This is a genomic window from Photobacterium sp. 1_MG-2023 (assembly GCF_030547945.1).
Lineage (GTDB): Bacteria > Pseudomonadota > Gammaproteobacteria > Enterobacterales > Vibrionaceae > Photobacterium.
The window spans coordinates 32119-49395 of sequence record NZ_JAUORR010000021.1; the positions used below are offsets into that span (position 1 = coordinate 32119).

10 protein-coding genes are annotated in these 17277 nt (G+C 55.7%); 3 read left to right on the forward strand and 7 right to left on the reverse strand.

The features are described 5' to 3' along the window. Positions 1-415: 415 nt before the first annotated feature. From acs to Q4579_RS16700, 3 genes are all read right to left on the reverse strand, one after another. A complete protein-coding gene (gene acs / locus Q4579_RS16690) occupies positions 416-2365 on the reverse strand; it encodes an acetate--CoA ligase (protein ID WP_303565743.1) in 1950 nt (649 codons plus the stop codon). A 230-nt stretch (positions 2366-2595) separates the two neighbouring features. Further along, entirely contained in the window at positions 2596-3222 is a 627-nt protein-coding gene (locus Q4579_RS16695) for a 3'-5' exonuclease (protein WP_303565745.1), read from the reverse strand. Positions 3223-3245: 23 nt separating this feature from the next. After that, positions 3246-5060, reverse strand: a complete 1815-nt coding sequence (locus Q4579_RS16700) for a DUF294 nucleotidyltransferase-like domain-containing protein (RefSeq protein ID WP_303565748.1) — start codon at positions 5058-5060, stop codon at positions 3246-3248. Between the two features lie 230 nt (positions 5061-5290). On the opposite strand from Q4579_RS16700, the gene Q4579_RS16705 reads away from it, so the two are divergent. Next, positions 5291-6463 (forward strand): 3-phenylpropionate MFS transporter, encoded by a 1173-nt coding sequence (locus Q4579_RS16705; RefSeq protein ID WP_303565749.1) that lies wholly within the window; start codon positions 5291-5293, stop codon positions 6461-6463. A 117-nt stretch (positions 6464-6580) separates the two neighbouring features. Further along, on the forward strand, positions 6581-10045 hold the full coding sequence (locus Q4579_RS16710; RefSeq protein WP_303565798.1) for a hybrid sensor histidine kinase/response regulator: 3465 nt from the start codon (positions 6581-6583) through the stop codon (positions 10043-10045). Positions 10046-10284: 239 nt separating this feature from the next. Here Q4579_RS16710 and Q4579_RS16715 read toward each other — a convergent pair whose 3' ends face one another. Together Q4579_RS16715 and Q4579_RS16720 are read right to left on the reverse strand one after the other, a co-directional pair. After that, a complete protein-coding gene (locus Q4579_RS16715) occupies positions 10285-11988 on the reverse strand; it encodes a sodium:solute symporter family protein (RefSeq protein WP_303565750.1) in 1704 nt (567 codons plus the stop codon). A 14-nt stretch (positions 11989-12002) separates the two neighbouring features. After that, on the reverse strand, positions 12003-12269 hold the full coding sequence (locus tag Q4579_RS16720) for a DUF4212 domain-containing protein (protein WP_211646870.1): 267 nt from the start codon (positions 12267-12269) through the stop codon (positions 12003-12005). A 411-nt stretch (positions 12270-12680) separates the two neighbouring features. Between Q4579_RS16720 and Q4579_RS16725 the strand changes: the two genes are divergently transcribed. Beyond that, positions 12681-14435 (forward strand): potassium/proton antiporter, encoded by a 1755-nt coding sequence (locus tag Q4579_RS16725; protein ID WP_303565751.1) that lies wholly within the window; start codon positions 12681-12683, stop codon positions 14433-14435. 170 nt (positions 14436-14605) lie between these two features. On the opposite strand, the gene Q4579_RS16730 is transcribed toward Q4579_RS16725, so the two are convergent. Further along, positions 14606-15244 (reverse strand): response regulator transcription factor, encoded by a 639-nt coding sequence (locus Q4579_RS16730; RefSeq protein WP_303565752.1) that lies wholly within the window; start codon positions 15242-15244, stop codon positions 14606-14608. A gap of 136 nt (positions 15245-15380) precedes the next feature. Continuing rightward, a complete protein-coding gene (locus Q4579_RS16735; RefSeq protein WP_303565753.1) occupies positions 15381-17240 on the reverse strand; it encodes a protein-disulfide reductase DsbD in 1860 nt (619 codons plus the stop codon). Positions 17241-17277: the final 37 nt, after the last annotated feature.

A 17277-nucleotide genomic window follows, 5' to 3' on the forward strand; every position in this document is an offset into this window, starting at 1 on the left:
TGCACGGCTTAAAACCTGATTGTTGCTCAATTATAGAGAATTCAGCGCAATTCGCAGCAAAATACTGGTCTAATCAGCACATTTTTGACCTTACACTTGTACGCGAACGGTTGGTATTACTGCATCTTGGGCTGATTTTCACCGCTGGTTCAGGCAGATAGCGGCCAATGAGCAACCACTTAGAAGATAAGCGGCTAATCCTGTTGAATCTTAATCGGTTTTACAGAAAATACCGGCAGGATGCAGCAGGTTCCGCCAAGTTTCCATGCAGTTGTTTCAGACAATGAGAAGGGTTGGGAAGTTCCCCGCGGCGGGTTTTCTGAAATGGGTGACTGACTGCCCATCTTGTTGTCGAGCAGTCAAAAGAAAAAAGCCGCCAGGTGGCGGCTTGAAGATTGCAGTCATTTTGGGTCTGTCAGACCACTTTTTCTTTCTCGGCGATGAGTTTATCCACCACACTTGGATCGGCCAGCGTGGACGTATCACCCAGCGAGCCGGTATCACCGGTTGCGATCTTGCGCAGAATCCGGCGCATGATCTTGCCTGAACGGGTTTTTGGCAGCGCATCAGTCCAGTGCAGGAAATCCGGCGTTGCAATCGGACCGATTTCTTTACGTACCCAGTCTTTGACCTCTTTGTGCAGTTCCGCGGTTGGGACCACGCCATCATTGAGGGTGATGTATGCGTAAATGGCTTGCCCTTTGATGTCGTGCGGGACACCCACAATTGCGGCTTCTGCAATTTTGTCGAAGGCGACCAGCGCCGATTCGATTTCTGCCGTGCCCATCCGGTGACCGGAAATGTTCAGCACGTCATCCACACGGCCGGTGATCCAGTAATAGCCGTCTTCATCGCGACGGGCGCCGTCACCGGTGAAATACATGCCTTTAAAGGTCGAGAAGTAAGTCTGCTCGAAGCGCTCGTGGTCGCCCCACAGTGTCCGCATTTGCCCCGGCCAACTGTCCAGCATCACCAGATTGCCTTCTGTTGCGCCTTCAAGAATATTGCCCATGTTATCCACCAGCGCTGGTTGTACGCCGAAGAACGGACGGGTGGCTGAGCCGGGTTTCAGGGCGGTTGCACCCGGCAGCGGCGTGATCAGAATGCCACCGGTTTCGGTTTGCCACCAGGTATCGACGATCGGGCAACGGCTGTCGCCAATGGTGCGGTGATACCATTCCCAGGCTTCCGGGTTAATGGGTTCACCTACAGAGCCCATAATCCGCAGTGACGTGCGCTGAGTGCCTTGAATGGCTTCATCCCCTTTGGCCATCAGGGCGCGAATGGCGGTTGGTGCTGTATACAGAATATTGACCTGATGTTTGTCGACCACTTCGCTCATGCGGGCGGTGGACGGGTAATTCGGCACACCTTCAAACAGCAGCGTGGTGGCGCCGTTTGCCAGCGGACCGTAAACCAGATAGCTGTGGCCGGTGATCCAGCCCACATCGGCGGTACACCAATAGACTTCACCTTCCTGATAATCGAAGACATATTTGAACGTCATGGTTGCGTAAACCAGATAGCCGCCCGTGGTGTGCAGTACACCTTTTGGCTTCCCGGTGGAGCCCGAGGTATACAGGATAAACAGCGGATCTTCCGCATTCATCGGTTCCGGGTCGCAGTGTGCAGGCACTGCTGCTTTGGCGTCATGCCACCACACATCACGGTTGTTGTCCCATTCGACCGAGTTACCGGTGCGTTTGAAGACAATGACTTTCTCAACACAGTCGACATCCGGATTTTTCAGCGCGTCGTCGACATTCTTTTTCAGGGGAACGTTGCGGCCGCCGCGAACGCCTTCATCGGCAGTCACCACGACTTTGGCTTTTGAATCCGTGATCCGGCCTGCCAGTGCTTCCGGAGAGAAGCCCCCGAAGACGATGGTATGGACTGCACCAATGCGGGTACAGGCCAGCATGGCCACGGCGGCTTCAGCAACCATCGGCATGTACAGGCAGACCACATCGCCTTTCTTCACGCCCTGGGCTTTCAGTGCGTTGGCGAACTGGCACACCTGCAGGTGAAGTTCATTGTACGTCAGCGTGGCATCGTCGCGGGGATCATCGCCTTCCCAGATAATGGCAGGCTGGCTACCACGCGTTGCCAGATGGCGGTCCAGACAGTTTGCCGACACGTTCAGGGTGCCGTCTTCAAACCATTTGATGCTGACATGGCCGGTATCGAAAGAGGTCTGTTTGATGGTGTTGTACGGCGTCATCCAGTCAACAATGTTGCCGTGCTCGCGCCAGAAGGCTTCGGGGTCGGTGACAGACTGCTGATACATGTCGCGGTATTGCTCTTCCGTGATATGAGCCCGCGCAGCAATCTGCGGGTTGACAGGGTAAACGTGAACCTCACTCATTGTACTCTCCTTGTGTTTCCGTCATCGTCCTGTGCGGACCGGATCAATCAATACTTCTGCCACTAACTTGTGCCAGATTCATCACTTCCTCAATTAGACTTTAGGATGAGTGTGCGCAGTCTTCGTTTTTTCTGATGGCTTACATTGAGTTACATCACGCCATCATGTGCTGGTTGGAGGAGTGAGCCGTAATGTTGCGGCAGGTGCCATAACTGACACTGGACCCCGGATCATCCCGGGGAGATCAGGGCCGGTAAATCGCCGTGTTTCAGCCGGACGTAAATCAGTGCGGCAGTAATGCTGTCCTGCAGCGCATCATGGCGTTCAGTGGGGGGTAAATCCAGATGGCGGCTGATCGCCTCCAGACTGAGATCGTAGCAGGTATTGGGTAACTGGCGTTCGAGCTGCGCATGGTACAGATGGCTGACCTCAATCAGTTTATTGGGCAGCGCAAAGCCGAACATCTGCCGGAAGTACCGGTCCAGAATCGTTTTGTCATAGCGGATGTGATAGCCCACCAAAGGTCGGTTACCGATAAAATCCAGCAGTTGGGTCAGGGCTTCACGGGCATCCAGCCCATGCCGGAGATCCTGATGCCGCATTTTGTGAATCGTCACCGATCCGGCATCCAGGCTGTCTGGCGGGCTCAGGGTCAGGTACAGCGATTCACTGGTCAGAATCCGGTTGGCCTGAATCCGCGTGGCTGCAATGGTCACCAGTTCGGCACTTGATGGATCCAGGCTGGTGGTTTCACAGTCGAGCGACACCAGCTCTTCTCCCCGGTAGGGTTCAAAGAGTTTTTTCACAGAATGATGGCGAAACTTGTACTGATACCACCAGCGACGAAAAATATTCATGATGATTCGGGGGCCTCCGGCGATTAGTCTCTCAGCTGGTAGTGGTAGCTGAGCCATTCCTTGAATTTTTTGACGACGTGCAGGCTGTGGCGCAGCACATCCCGCTCTGCCCGGCTTAAGACAGACAGATCCAACAGGTGTTGCAGCCCGGCCACAGCTTCAGGCTGACCGAGTTGCTGCCGCAGCCGGAGGCGAATAAACAGCTTCAGCGCTTCGCTGAGATTCGAGGCCGTTGCCGGTTCCAGTACGTTGCGTTGTTCCAGTGCCGTCAGGCGGCGAAACGTATTGGTGTCTTCGATGCCATATTCGAGTGCCAGCGTCCGCACGCCATGCACAATGGGAAAAATGCCGCCGCGTTTGATGTCCGGACCCTGTTTACTGCGCTTGATGTTGCCAAACAGGGTCAGCGGGACGCTGAACTGGATCGCCGGACGGGCGAAGGTTGCCAGGAGGAGTTCCTGACCGGCCAGGTGCTGCTGCAAGGTGTCCCGAACCGGTCGCAGCAGGTGCGTCTGTCCCGCCACGGCTTGGGCATCCGACAAAATAGCCAGGGTCATCATGGCCTGCTCGTCACCCTGTTCACAGCAGGTCCGGATGCGTTTTTGCCAGCCGGAGACGCTGTGAACCCAGTCCGGGTTGTTCACCATGACTTTTCCGGGACAGGGCGGGTAGCCCAACTGACACAGGGTGTGGCTGAGCTGTTCCATCACCTCTAGCTGCTCGGGCCATTCGATACCATCGGCCAGAATCAGGGCGTTGTCCTGATCGGTTTTCAGAATTTGCTCGCCCCGGCCTTCGGAACCCAGCACCAGCAGACAGCATTGATCCTGCCAGATTTCAGGCACAATCAACTGAAACGCTTTCTCGATGATTTGTTCATTCACGCTGGCAATCAGTTCCATGACAAAGCGGGTGTGAATGCCGTTGTTGAATAAAGTTTGTACCAGAGACGACTGGCTTTCGGCAGCCACCGCCAGTTCCTCAATGCGGGTGGCCCGGGCAATGCGCAGAGTGAGCACGTGCGAGTGCGTTGAAAAGAGGCTCAGCACCTGCGTCATGTCCAGCATGCCGGCAATGTTGCCCTGATGGGTGATCAGCACCCGTTTGACCCGGTGCCGGGTCATCGCAATCATGGCATTGAACAGATAGTCGTCCAGCGCAATGCTGATGACCGGTGTGGTGGCGATCTGGCTGATGGGCGTGCTGGTGGCTTTCCCCGCCAGCATCACGGCATGAAGCAGATCGGTGCGGGTCACGATGCCAAACGATGTTTTGTTGGCGTCTTGCATCTGAATAAAAGCAGCGTCGCAGCTTTCCAGACGCATCTGGGTTGTGGCAGTGTGCAAATCGGTTTCGGGCTCCAGCACCAGACAGGGCTGGATGTTGTCAGTCCGGATGCGGGTCAGGATAAATTCGGCCAGATTCTGCTGACGCTGTGCCTGATCCAGCAGTTGCTGGCGAATCGCCAGATTACTGTCGAAATAGGCGGCAAACTCTGGATTCTGGTGGTACAGCTCAGAAAACAGGGATTGGGGCAGCAGATAGCACAGGGTATCTTCGATGGCGCGATACTGATGACGACTGTGGCCGCTGAGTTGGGCGCGGACGTCGAACAGATCGTCTGTCGTGTAATGGGCAAAATGTTCCTGCCGGTCTGCCGAAGTCTCTTCAACACTGCCTTTCATAATGATGTGCAGCGACTGGCAGAGATCCCCGGCCCGGATAATCACATCTCCGGCTCTGAAATAAGCCACATCCAATGCCTTCACCAGACGGGATTGCTGTTGGGCATCCAGACGGTCAAAGGGGATCAGTGAAGTGTTGAAGGTTTCCGACATGACGCTCTCGCTTCGTTTCGCCGCTGCACGGGCAGTCTGCGGGATGCCCCGCTTCTGTTAGCAGTGTCGCTCAGCGCCTGGATTTGCTCCAGCCGACTTTAGTCTATGGGGGCTCGTTGTGTAGCGGAGCGTCAACGGCTTCCCGCAGTATTTCATGACAATCCGGCTTTGAGGTTATGTGCTCTGCTGGCATAATTTGCGCTCTTTTCTACAGCAGCAGGATGTTCGGGATGTTCAGAAGTAGCCCGTTTGGCTGGACAGCGCAGTATATGTTCGGTTTTTACTTTAACTATGGTGTGTACTTACCGTTTTGGGCCGTGTGGCTGGATGCGCAAGGCATCCCTGCCGGGGATATCGGCCTGCTGCTGGGACTCGGACTCGGGGTACGCTGTTTTGCCAATATGGTCCTGACTCCGCGCATCCATCGGGTGGAGCACTTGCTGCCAGCATTGCGCTGGCTGGCGCTGAGCAGTTTGATCTGCTGTGCTGCTTTTGTGATGGTCAGCGATAGTCTGATTGCGCTGACGGCGGTGATCGTGCTCTTCAATCTCCTGGTGGGGCCGGTGATCCCACTCTCAGACAGTCTGGCGAATTACTATGCCAAACAAGGCCATTTAGACTATGGTCGAACCCGGCTCTGGGGGTCGATTGCCTTTATCGTGGGCTCAACGATTGCGGGGCTGGCAGCCGCCGAACTGGGAGCGTCGGTGATCCCTTGGGTGGCGATGCTCGGACTGGCAGCCGCCTTGTTGCTTTCCCTGCGACAACCCGCTGTGATGCCAGCCGAAGATGCGGCTGGCCGTCCGGCACGCCCGCCGCTGATGGGATTTCTGAAAGACCGCCGGGTGATGCGTTTCCTGCTGATTGTGGCCTTGCTGCAAGGCAGTCATGCGGCGTATTACAGTTTTAGTGCCATGTACTGGAAGTCAATTGGTTACAGCGAGGCGATCAGCGGCTATTTGTGGAGCTTCAGTGTGGTGGCCGAAATTGCCGTTTTTGCGCTGAGTAAACGCTTGTTCGCGGGCTGGAGTGTGGCGGGCATGTTCCGTCTGGCGGCGGCAGGTGTCCTGCTGCGCTGGGGACTGACGGCGACGATGACAGAGCTGCCGATGTTGGTGCTGACTCAGGCGCTGCATGGGGTGACTTTTGCCGCGGCGCATCTGGCTGCGATTCGCTATATTCAGCATGCCCAGAGCCATCAGATGGTTGCACTGCAGGCGCTCTATAATGCCTTGCCGCTGGGGGCTGTGATGGCCGCGCTGACCACGCTGAGTGGCTGGGGCTACGGCTGGTGGGGCGCCGATGTGTTCTGGCTGATGGCGTTGATGGGCCTGCCCGTGCTGGTGATGAAAATTGATGAAGCACCGGCGGCTCACCCGGCGGGTGCTCAGGAAGTGCTTTAATCTCAAACAACTGGCGGGTCATGGGATGTGACCCGCCGGGCGGATGTCCGCACTGAACTGCGTTACACTGCAGTGCGGGCCGAAGGCCGCCACAAGGATGATATTCAGGGAGATCCGATGGAGCAGGGATGGATAGTAGTGCCGGTCTCACTGGCATATCTGGGTTTATTGTTTTTGATTGCCTGGTACGGCGACAAACACAGTCACTGGATGGCGCGCTGGCGTCCCTGGATTTACAGCCTGTCGATTGCGGTGTACTGCACCTCATGGACGTTTTACGGCACGGTCGGGCAGGCCAGTCGTGATCTCTGGTCCTTCCTGCCCATTTATCTGGCACCGATCCTGGTCTTTACCTTTGGCTGGCGGATATTTGCCCGGCTGATTCTGATCGCCAAGCGCGAGCACATTACCTCCATTGCCGACTTCATTGCAGCCCGGTACGGCAAATCTCAGGGGCTGGCCGTGCTGGTCACACTGATCGCCGTGGCGGGGATCCTGCCTTATATCGCCCTGCAACTGCGGGGGATCACCATGGGGCTGGCGCAGGTCGCACCCCAGCTTGCTCAGAACAGCGGGCTGAACGATGGGGATGTCGCCTGGCTGGTCACACTGGCGCTGGCCGCTTTTACTGTGCTGTTCGGTACCCGGCATCTGGATACTACAGAACATCACCGCGGTATGATGATGGCGGTCGCTTTTGAGTCTCTGGTGAAGTTAGGGGCGTTTTTACTGGTCGGGCTCTTTGTCATGGTGCTGTGGTGGGAAGTCCCGGCGCTGGAACTGAGTCAGATTGAAGCCGCCGTGCTGCCTTCGACTTCGATGAATCCGGGCAGCTTCCTGATCCATACCCTGCTGACGATGACGGCGATCATCTGCCTGCCCCGTCAGTTCCATACCACAGTGGTTGAAAATACCCATGCGCCGGATTTGCACCTCGCGCGCCGGGTCTTCCCGATTTATCTGCTGCTGATGGGGGTATTCGTGATCCCCTTAGCTTTGGCGGGCAATGTACTGTTACCGGGCGTATCTGCCGATACTTACGTGATTAACCTACCGCTGATGCAGGGGGCCGACACCATTGCTTTGCTGGCGTTTCTGGGCGGAACCTCTGCGGCCAGCGGCATGGTGATTGTGTCGACCATCGCGCTGGCGATTATGGCGTCCAACGATCTGGTGCTGCCGCTGCTGCTGCGGCGGCTGCGGGTGTCTGGCCGCAATCATGCTGCATTTTCAGGGTTACTGCTGAATATCCGCCGTGCGCTGATCCTGCTGCTGTTACTGGCTGCCTGGGGCTTTCACGAAGTGCTGGACGAGATTGAATCCCTGTCTGCGATTGGTCTGCTGTCGTTTGCGGCAATTGCTCAGTTTGCGCCAGCGCTGCTCGGAGGGATTTACTGGCGGGAAGGGAACCGCAACGGGGTGTACGCCGGGATGCTGGGCGGCACAGCGCTGTGGGTCATCACCTTGATGAGCCAGACGGGCATGCTGGGGGGCACGGCGGAGACCAACCTGCTGCTCTGGCTGCTGACCCCCCCGTCATTGCCAGTGCTCAACGAACTGACCATTGTGGATTGGGGGATGCTACTGAGTATGACGATCAACGTTGTGCTGTACGTGGTGATCTCCATCGTGACCCGCTCATCCCTGACAGAGCGGTTACAGGCCGCGACTTTTGTGGGCGCGCCAATGCCCGAAGCTGATGATGCGCGCTTGTATCAGGCACGGGTCACTGTTTCTGAACTGGAGTTGCTGGCGGCACGTTTTGTCGGGCGCAAGCGGATGCGCCAGGCGTTCAGCCATTTCGCGCAACAGCATCAGTACAATTTCATGCCTCAGCAGCAGGCACCTGCCAGCCTGATCCGGCATACCGAGCGTGTTCTGGCCGGGGTGTTCGGCGCTTCATCTGCACGTCTGGTCCTGACGTCGGCGTTACAGGGACGGAACATGCAGCTGGAAGAAGTGGCGACCATTGTTGATGAGGCTTCAGAGCTGTTTGATTTCAGCCGTGGTTTGCTGCAGGGGGCGATTGAACACATCAGTCAGGGAATTGCTGTGGTCGATAAGCAACTGCGGCTGGTGGCCTGGAATCAGCGCTATCTGGAACTCTTTTCTTTTCCGCCGGGCCTGATTCAGGTCGGGCGGCCCATCGCAGATGTGATCCGGCACAATGCCCGGCAAGGGTTGTGCGGACCGGGCGATCCAGAGGTCCATGTCGCCAAGCGGGTGAAGCATTTACAACATGGCACCGCGCATACCTCCTCCCGCATCCGTCCGGATGGCCGGGTGATTGAAGTTCAGGGAAATCCCATGCCGGGTGGGGGCTTTGTGATGAGCTTTACCGACATCACCGCGTTCCGTCAGGCGGAAGAGGCGCTGAAAGAAGCCAACGAAAATCTGGAAGCCCGGGTGTTGCAGCGCACAGAAGAGCTGCAACAGTTGAACCGTCAGCTGGTGGCTGCCACGCAGCATGCCGAACAGCAGACACAGTCGAAAAGCCGTTTTCTGGCGGCCGTCAGCCATGATTTGATGCAACCGCTCAATGCCGCCCGGCTGTTTTCATCGTCACTGACGGAAGTGGCAAAAGATGCGGAAAGTACCAAACTCGCCCATCATATTGAAAGCGCGCTGGGTGCTGCGGAAGATCTGATCGGCGATTTGCTGGATGTGTCACGGTTGGAGGCCGGAAAGCTGCAGGTGAATGTGCATGTATTCCCGGTCAGTGACGTGTTCAACAATCTGAAGGCCGAATTCAGCGCACTCGCCAAACAGCAGGGCATCGATTTCGCGGTGGTCGACAGTCAGGCGCTGGTTCATTCTGATCCCAAGCTGCTGCGCCGTGCACTGCAAAATTTCCTGACCAATGCATTCCGGTACAACCCCGGTGGCCGGGTGCTGCTCGGGGTTCGTCGGGCCGGAAGTCAGTTGCGGATCGAAGTCTGGGATAACGGTCCGGGGATCCCTGAAGAGAAACAGGCCCATATTTTTGATGAGTTCACCCGTATCGACCGGGGACGCGGCGATCATGGCCTCGGACTTGGGCTGGCGATTGCCCGGGGGATCAGCCGGGTGCTGGATCATCCGTTGTCACTTCGCTCCTGGCTCGGGGAAGGGACGGTCTTTTCGCTGTCTGTTCGCCGGGGGCAGGCGATTCATCTGCCGAAACTGGAGAGTGAATCAGCTCAGGCTGCACACGCTTTGCCGCTTTCCGGCACACGGGTGCTGTGTGTGGATAATGAAAAAGAGATCCTGATAGGTATGGACCATCTGCTGAGTCGCTGGGGTTGCGAAGTCCGGCTGGCTGAGTCGGTCGAGGCTGCATTAGCCCAGTGCGCGCAGGGGTGGGTACCGGATGTCATCCTCAGTGATTATCATCTGGCCGATCAGGAAACCGGTCTGGATGTGCTGGAACAGTGTGAAAGTAAACTGGGGCGGGTGTTCAACGGCGTGGTCATCAGTGCCGATCGGATGCCAGAAACCCAGCAGACCATCCGGCGGAAAGGTTTTGCCTTTATCAGCAAGCCGGTGAAGCCGCTGAAGCTGCGCTCTTTGCTCAACCAGTATAGCCAGGCAAAAATGAGCTAGAGCCTGTTTGATTCGAGCTCAACCCGCCACGCTCACGCGGGGTCCGCAGGGCAAGGTCGCAGCGAGATGATCTGCCCGGTGTGTGTTCAGTCTGAACTGATGCCGCTTGTCTTTTCGGGGCGTTGCTTGGGTGTTCAGGAGAATCAGGCCGGATAAAAAAGCGGAGCCTTTCGGCTCCGCCAGTGGTCGGGGTTTCCCCCGAGTTTGCGACTGAGTGTTGTGATTGTCGATACTCGGTTTTAGTGACTATGCGCCTCGCCAGCACCTTTCGGATAGCGGATGGACTCGACCAACTCCTGCACATCCTCTGGGACTTCGGCGGTGAATTTATTGACGACAATAGCCACCACGAAGTTCACACACATCCCCAGCGTACCAATCCCCTCAGGGCTGATGCCGAACCACCAGTTGTCTGGGGTGCTGGCTGCCGGGTTGATGAACTTGAAGTAAATGATGTACGCCGCGGTAAACAGGATACCGCTCAGCATCCCGGCAATCGCGCCTTCTTTGTTCATCTTCTTATAGAAGATGCCCATGATAATCGCCGGGAAGAAGGACGATGCAGCCAGACCGAAGGCAAAAGCAACCACCTGTGCCACAAATCCCGGTGGATTGATCCCCAGATAGCCTGCACCAATCACCGCCAGTGCAGCACCAATTCGGGCAGCCCTCAGTTCCTGTTTGTCGGTCATGTTGGGCCTGAATCCTTTCTTGAGCAGGTCATGGGAAACCGAGGTTGAAATCACCAGCAGCAGACCCGCAGCCGTGGACAGTGCCGCCGCCAGACCACCTGCAGCCAGCAGGGCGACAACCCAGTTTGGCAGTTTCGCCAGCTCAGGACTTGCCAGAACGATGATGTCACGGTTGATGTTCATTTCATTACGCTCATCGCCTGAATAGAACATCTTGCCGTCGCCATTTTTGTCTTCCCAGGCCACCAGACCGGTTTTTTCCCAGTTCTTGACCCAGCCCGGTGCCTGTTCAGCGGCAACACCCTGCATATCCGGACCATTAATGGTTTCGAACATATTGATGCGGGCAAAGGCAGCCACGGCAGGCGCGGTGGTGTACAGGAAAGCGATGAACAGCAGTGCCCAGCCGGCAGAGATTCGTGCATCTTTGACGCGAGGTACGGTGAAGAAACGGATGATCACGTGAGGCAGGCCAGCGGTACCCACCATCAGAGCAGCGGTGATGAAGAAGACATCTACCATGCTCTTCGAGCCGTCAATATAGGAGTTGAAGCCCAGTTCAGTACTCAGCCCTTCCAGTTTATCCATCAGATACACATCGGTTCCGCTGATAGTGGAACCAAAGCCGACTTGCGGGAACACGGAGCCTGTTACCATGATGGAGGTGAAGATGGCAGGAACCATGAAGGCGAAAATCAGCACACAGTATTGTGCCACCTGAGTGTAAGTGATCCCTTTCATGCCACCCATGACGGCATAGAAGAACACGATGGCCATCCCGATGATAATCCCGATGTTGATATCAACTTCAAGGAAACGGGCAAACACCACGCCGACGCCCCGCATTTGTCCTGCGACATAAGTGAAGGAAACAAAGATTGCACAGAACACGGCTACCATGCGGGCAGTCCGGGAGTAATAACGATCGCCGATGAAATCCGGGACGGTGAATTTGCCAAATTTACGCAGGTAAGGTGCCAGACACAGCGCAAGCAGGACGTAACCGCCTGTCCAGCCCATCAGGTATACGCCGCCGTCATAACCGGCAAAGGAAATAATCCCGGCCATTGAAATGAAAGAAGCGGCTGACATCCAGTCTGCTGCAGTCGCCATGCCATTCGCGACCGGGTGAACACCGCCGCCTGCGACGTAGAATTCACTGGTGGAGCCCGCGCGGGACCAGATCGCGATCCCGATATAGAGCGCGAAAGACAGACCGACGAGTATGAAGGTCCAGGTTTGAATATCCATGAGTGACGACTCCCTTAATCCTCGTGAACGTTGAACTTACGGTCCAGCGCATTCATTTTGTAGACATAGACGAAAATCAGTGCCACAAAGACATAAATGGACCCTTGCTGTGAAAACCAGAAACCGAGCTTAAAACCGCCCAGATTGAACTGATTGAGGAAATCTACAAACAATACCCCGGCCCCGTATGACACGAGGAACCAGATGGCAAGCAAAGAACCCATAATGGTCAGGTTCTCCTTCCAGTAGGCTTGCGCTTGCTCCTTGGATTCAAACGCCATGGTCATCTCCTTACGATGGTCTGTTATTTTCAGTTAAAGAAATGTTACCTGATGACAATAGCAAGCTTCTTTCTGAGGCACAGTCCAACTTTAGTCGGGCAAAAAACGACCAAAACAGGCTGGGATTGAAGAGGTTAGTGATTTCTGTCAATAAAAATGCAATGTTAAATTGGTGTTAAGTTAGCCAAAAGTATAAGGCGAAGAAGGCACTGAGATTGGTGGGGAAGGTGACTCGAATTCCGGTTTTCCCTTGGCAGAAAAATGCTTTCTCAGTGGATTACACTGGCAAGGCATGGAATTTGTTTACATATAGTTTTCTAAATGTCGCTGTATTTTAGGGCAAAATATAAAAGCGTGTCACTGAACCGAGGGACACAGATAACAACAAGAAAGATGATGAATGGAGGATGAGTGGACGCTATTACAATTAACAGCTTTTTTTTGGTTGGTGCACTCCTGATTGCGTTAAGTGTTCTCCTGAGTCCGGTGTCGTCCCGATTGGGGATCCCGATTCTGCTGGTGTTTCTGGCCGTAGGGATGCTGGCCGGTGAAGACGGGCCGGGTGGCATTTTATTTGATGATTATTCGCTGGCTTATCTGGTCAGTAACCTGGCGCTAGCCGTGATTTTGCTGGACGGCGGGATGAGAACCCGGGTTGCCAGCTTTCGCGTTGCGTTCTGGCCATCGATCACACTGGCGACGGTCGGCGTTGCCATTACAACCGTTCTGACCGGCCTGATGGCGATGTGGCTGTTTGATCTTGCGCCGCTACAGGGCATTTTGGTGGGCGCCATTGTCGGGTCAACTGATGCGGCAGCCGTTTTTTCCTTGCTGAAAGGGCGGAGTCTGAACGAACGGGTCGGTTCGACCCTGGAAATCGAGTCCGGTACCAACGACCCGATGGCCGTCTTTTTAACCGTTACCCTGATTGCTGTGCTGAGCAGTCAGGGAGAAAGCTTCGGTGCCGGGTTTCTTGCGCTGAGTTTTGTCAAACAGTTTGGCATCGGGACCTTGCTGGGGTTGGCCGGCGGCTGGGTCTTGTGGCGGATCATTAATCGCAGCCAGTTACCCGAAGGTCTGTACTCTATTCTGGCTGTCAGCGGCGGCCTAATGATTTTTGCCGTGTCGAACGCGCTGGGCGGCAGCGGTATTTTGTCGATTTATCTCACAGGCCTGCTGCTGGGGAATCGTCCGACCCGCGGTCGTCATGCCATTCTGAACGTGCTGGACGGGATGACCTGGCTCAGCCAGATCGGCATGTTCCTGGTACTGGGTCTGTTGATTACACCATCAAATCTGATGGATATCGCCCTGCCGGGTCTGGCACTGGCCTTTGGTATGATTTTGTTTGCCCGGCCGATATCGGTCTGGATTGGCCTGCTGCCATTTCGCAGTTTCACGGCACGAGAAAAATGGTTTATCTCCTGGGTGGGACTGCGCGGTGCGGTTCCTATCATATTGGCCGTATTCCCGATGATGGCGGGTCTGCCAAATGCACAGCTGTATTTTAACCTGGCATTTTTCGTGGTCATGGTTTCGCTGATCCTTCAGGGCGGAACGCTGACCAAAGCCATGTCGCTGGCCAAAGTCGAGCTCCCGAGCCGGCCGGAGCCGGTGTCGCGCACCGGGGTTGAGATCTTCCCGACCTCGGAGTGGGAGTTGTTCGTTTATCGGATGAAAGCCGACAAATGGTGTATCGGTGAGCCACTACGCAACCTGTTCTTACCGCAAGGCACCCGGATTGCGGCGGTGTTCCGGGGAGAGCAACTGATGCACCCTTCAGGTAGTACGCGGCTGGAGGAAGGGGACACGCTGTGTGTGCTGGCGCAGGAAAAAGATCTGGAAGCGCTGAGTCAGTTGTTCAGTGAAGCGCCGGAAAAAGCCGAACTGGTGCGTTTCTTCGGGGACTTCTTTCTGGATGCAAACGCCCGGCTGGCCGATGTGGCTGTGGCGTACGGTTTGGATCTGGGCGATATCGATCCGGCGTTTACGCTCAAGGATCTGGTGATTCAGCATCTGGGGGTAAATCAGGTGCTGGGGGATAACTTTGAATGGAATGGCCTGTACTGGGTCGTTGCAGACGTGATCGACTGGCAGGTGACCAAAGTGGGTTTACGCCTGCCAGAAGAAGAGGAAGAGAAAAATGACGGACCAGAAGAAGCGTAAGTCTGAACTGATACCAATCAAAGTCAGTCAGTGATCAAAAATAGCGCAGGAAAAATGTTTGAGAACAAGGCAGATTTTTAGATAAGTAGTGATTCTACAATCAAAAAATCTAACGCAGTTATCGAACATTTGAACAAGCTAGGATGACCAGTGATTGACTGCGATTGGTATTATTCGCCTCCGAGTTCGTTGAGCAGGATGACCGCCTGCGTCCGGTTCTTGACACCAAGTTTGCGGAAGATGGCGGTCATATGCGCTTTAATCGTTGCTTCAGAGACATTCAGCTCATAGGCAATCTGCTTGTTGAGCAACCCATCCGATAACATGCACAAAACTTTGTACTGCTGGGGGGTCAGGGTCGCAATCTTGGCCGCCAGCGCATCAATTTCCGGATTATCTTCATCTTCACCAATCCCTGGTGGGAAGTAGGGATCGCCGTCCAGAACCTGATTCAGCGCACTGATCAGCGCCCGCATGTCGCTGGATTTCGGAATGAACCCGAAGGCACCATGATGCCGGACCTGACGGATCACCGAGGCCTCTTCGTTGGCAGAAACCACCACCACAGGCAGTTCAGGATATTGAGCACGGAGCTGGATCAGTCCGGACATTCCATTGGCGCCGGGCATTTTTAAATCCAGCAGCAACAGGTCGACATCCGGCTCTTTTTCAAGCAGTTGTAAGAGGGTTTCAAGGGAATCTGCTTCCAGCAGGTTCGCTTTGCTGACCGCCATATGCACCGATTGAAACAGGGCATTGCGAAACAGCGGGTGGTCATCGGCGATGACAATGGTGTACTGAGCGTCCATGGCATTCGTAGTTTAGTTTTTGTTAACGCTAGCATTGCTCAAATGTCAGATCAATTTGTTCCCCCTCAAGATACGAAGTGGATCCGGTCCTTGGTGCCACTTGAGGGGGATTTTATACTGACAGCGTATGCTCAGGTCAGGGTTGAGCAATCAGTTGGTTTGCCTTGAGGTGATCAAGGAAAGGCTCGGCCCCCACAAATCCGGTCAGGCGTGCTTTCGGTGCCTGATCGCCGTCGGCATGCCAGAAATCCAGTGTCGGCAGACCGAGCACGTTCATTTTTTGCAGCAGTTTGATGTCGTCCGGCGTACTTTGGGTGACATCAGCCTGCAGCAGGACAAAGCGCTGAAGCTGTGGGGCAACTGAAGCATCGTGGAAGGTATATTTATCAAATTCCTTACAGGCGACGCACCAGTCGGCATAGAAATCCAACATTACAGGTTTTCCTTCAGCTTTCGCCTGAGCCAGCGCAGCATCCAGTTCTGCCATATCGGCAACCCGCTGGAAGGTGATGTCCGGGACGGGAGCTGTGACCGCCTGAGAGCCGGACGTCTGGAACACGGTCTGGTAGATCGGCAGCAGCGATCCGAGCAGACCGACAATGGCTACGACGCCCACCAGACTGCTGCGCCAGGAATGGCTCAGACCCTGTTTGACGTGATACAGCCAGCCAAACAGCGAAAGGCCAAACCCGGCCCACAGGAAAGGCATCCATGAATCAGGCAGAATGCGTTCCAGCAGGAAGAGCGGCACGGCCAGCAGCACAAAGCCGAAGAAGGCTTTCACCCGATCCATCCAGGCCCCGGCTTTGGGCAGCAGACGGTTGCCGAACATGGCCACCAGAATCAGCGGAATTCCCATCCCGATGGCCAGCGCATAGAGCGCGACAGCACCGGTAAGTAAGTCCCCACTTTGGGCGACATATATCAGTGCGCCGGACAGCGGTGCCGTGGTGCACGGTGAGCAAACCAGGCCGGAAATGGCCCCCATGGCAAAGACTCCGCCCAACTGGCCGCCTTTTTGCTGGTTACTGAGCTGATTCAGCCAGGTCTGGACGCTGGAGGGCAGTTGCAGGGTATAGGCGCCAAACATCGACAGCGCGAGCAACACGAAGAGCGCACTCAGGCCAATCAGCACATACGGATGCTGCAAGGCGGCCTGAAACTGGAGTCCGGCCGAAGCGACCACTAACCCCAGCACGGTGTAAGTCAGTGCCATGCCCTGAACATAAGTGAATGCGAGGGTCAAGGTCCGGCTGGTGCTGAGCTGGCCGCGTCCGAGGACGATACCAGTCAGAATCGGGTACATCGGCAGGACACATGGGGTGAAGGCCAACCCGATGCCCAGCGCCAGAAACAGCAACGGCGTCCACCACTGTTCTGCCAGTTCACTGGCCAGTTGATCCTGCCGGGACTGCGGGGCAGCGGTGTCCGGACGAGATTGAGTGTCGTTTGCCGGGTTTGTTGCAGTAGCGGCTTGCGCCGCTGGAAGGATCAGGTTGGCTTTGACCGGCTCACTGCTGCCGGGCGGTGTACCTGCAACGGCAAACAGCGGGACTTCACGGGTTTCCGGCGGGTAGCAGAATCCGGCTTTGGCGCAGCCCTGATAGCGGACGGTCAGCGTGCCGTTGTCTCCGGCTTGTTTGATCGGAACGTTCAGTGCCATCGACGCCGGATAAATATTGACCTCGCCAAAAAATTCATCCTTGTAAGGCGTCCCGGCGGGCAGGTGAATCTCACCAACCACAGCATCCTGTGTGGTCACTGAAAACTGATGCTGATACAGGTAATAGCCGGGCTTGACCTGCCAGTCCAGCACCAGTTGATCACCACGCTGATCAAAGTTGAATGCAAACGCCTGATCCACAGGAACAAAGCTGTTCTGGCTCGTATTGTCGGTCAGGCCCGGCAGAGAAAACTCGGCCCGCAACGGCAGGCTGAGCAGCAGGCACGCAAAGACAAACAAACGGGTGATGGGCAAATGTCGCAATATCGTCATCAATTTCGGCTCGTAACAGTAAGGGGCTGGCCGCCTG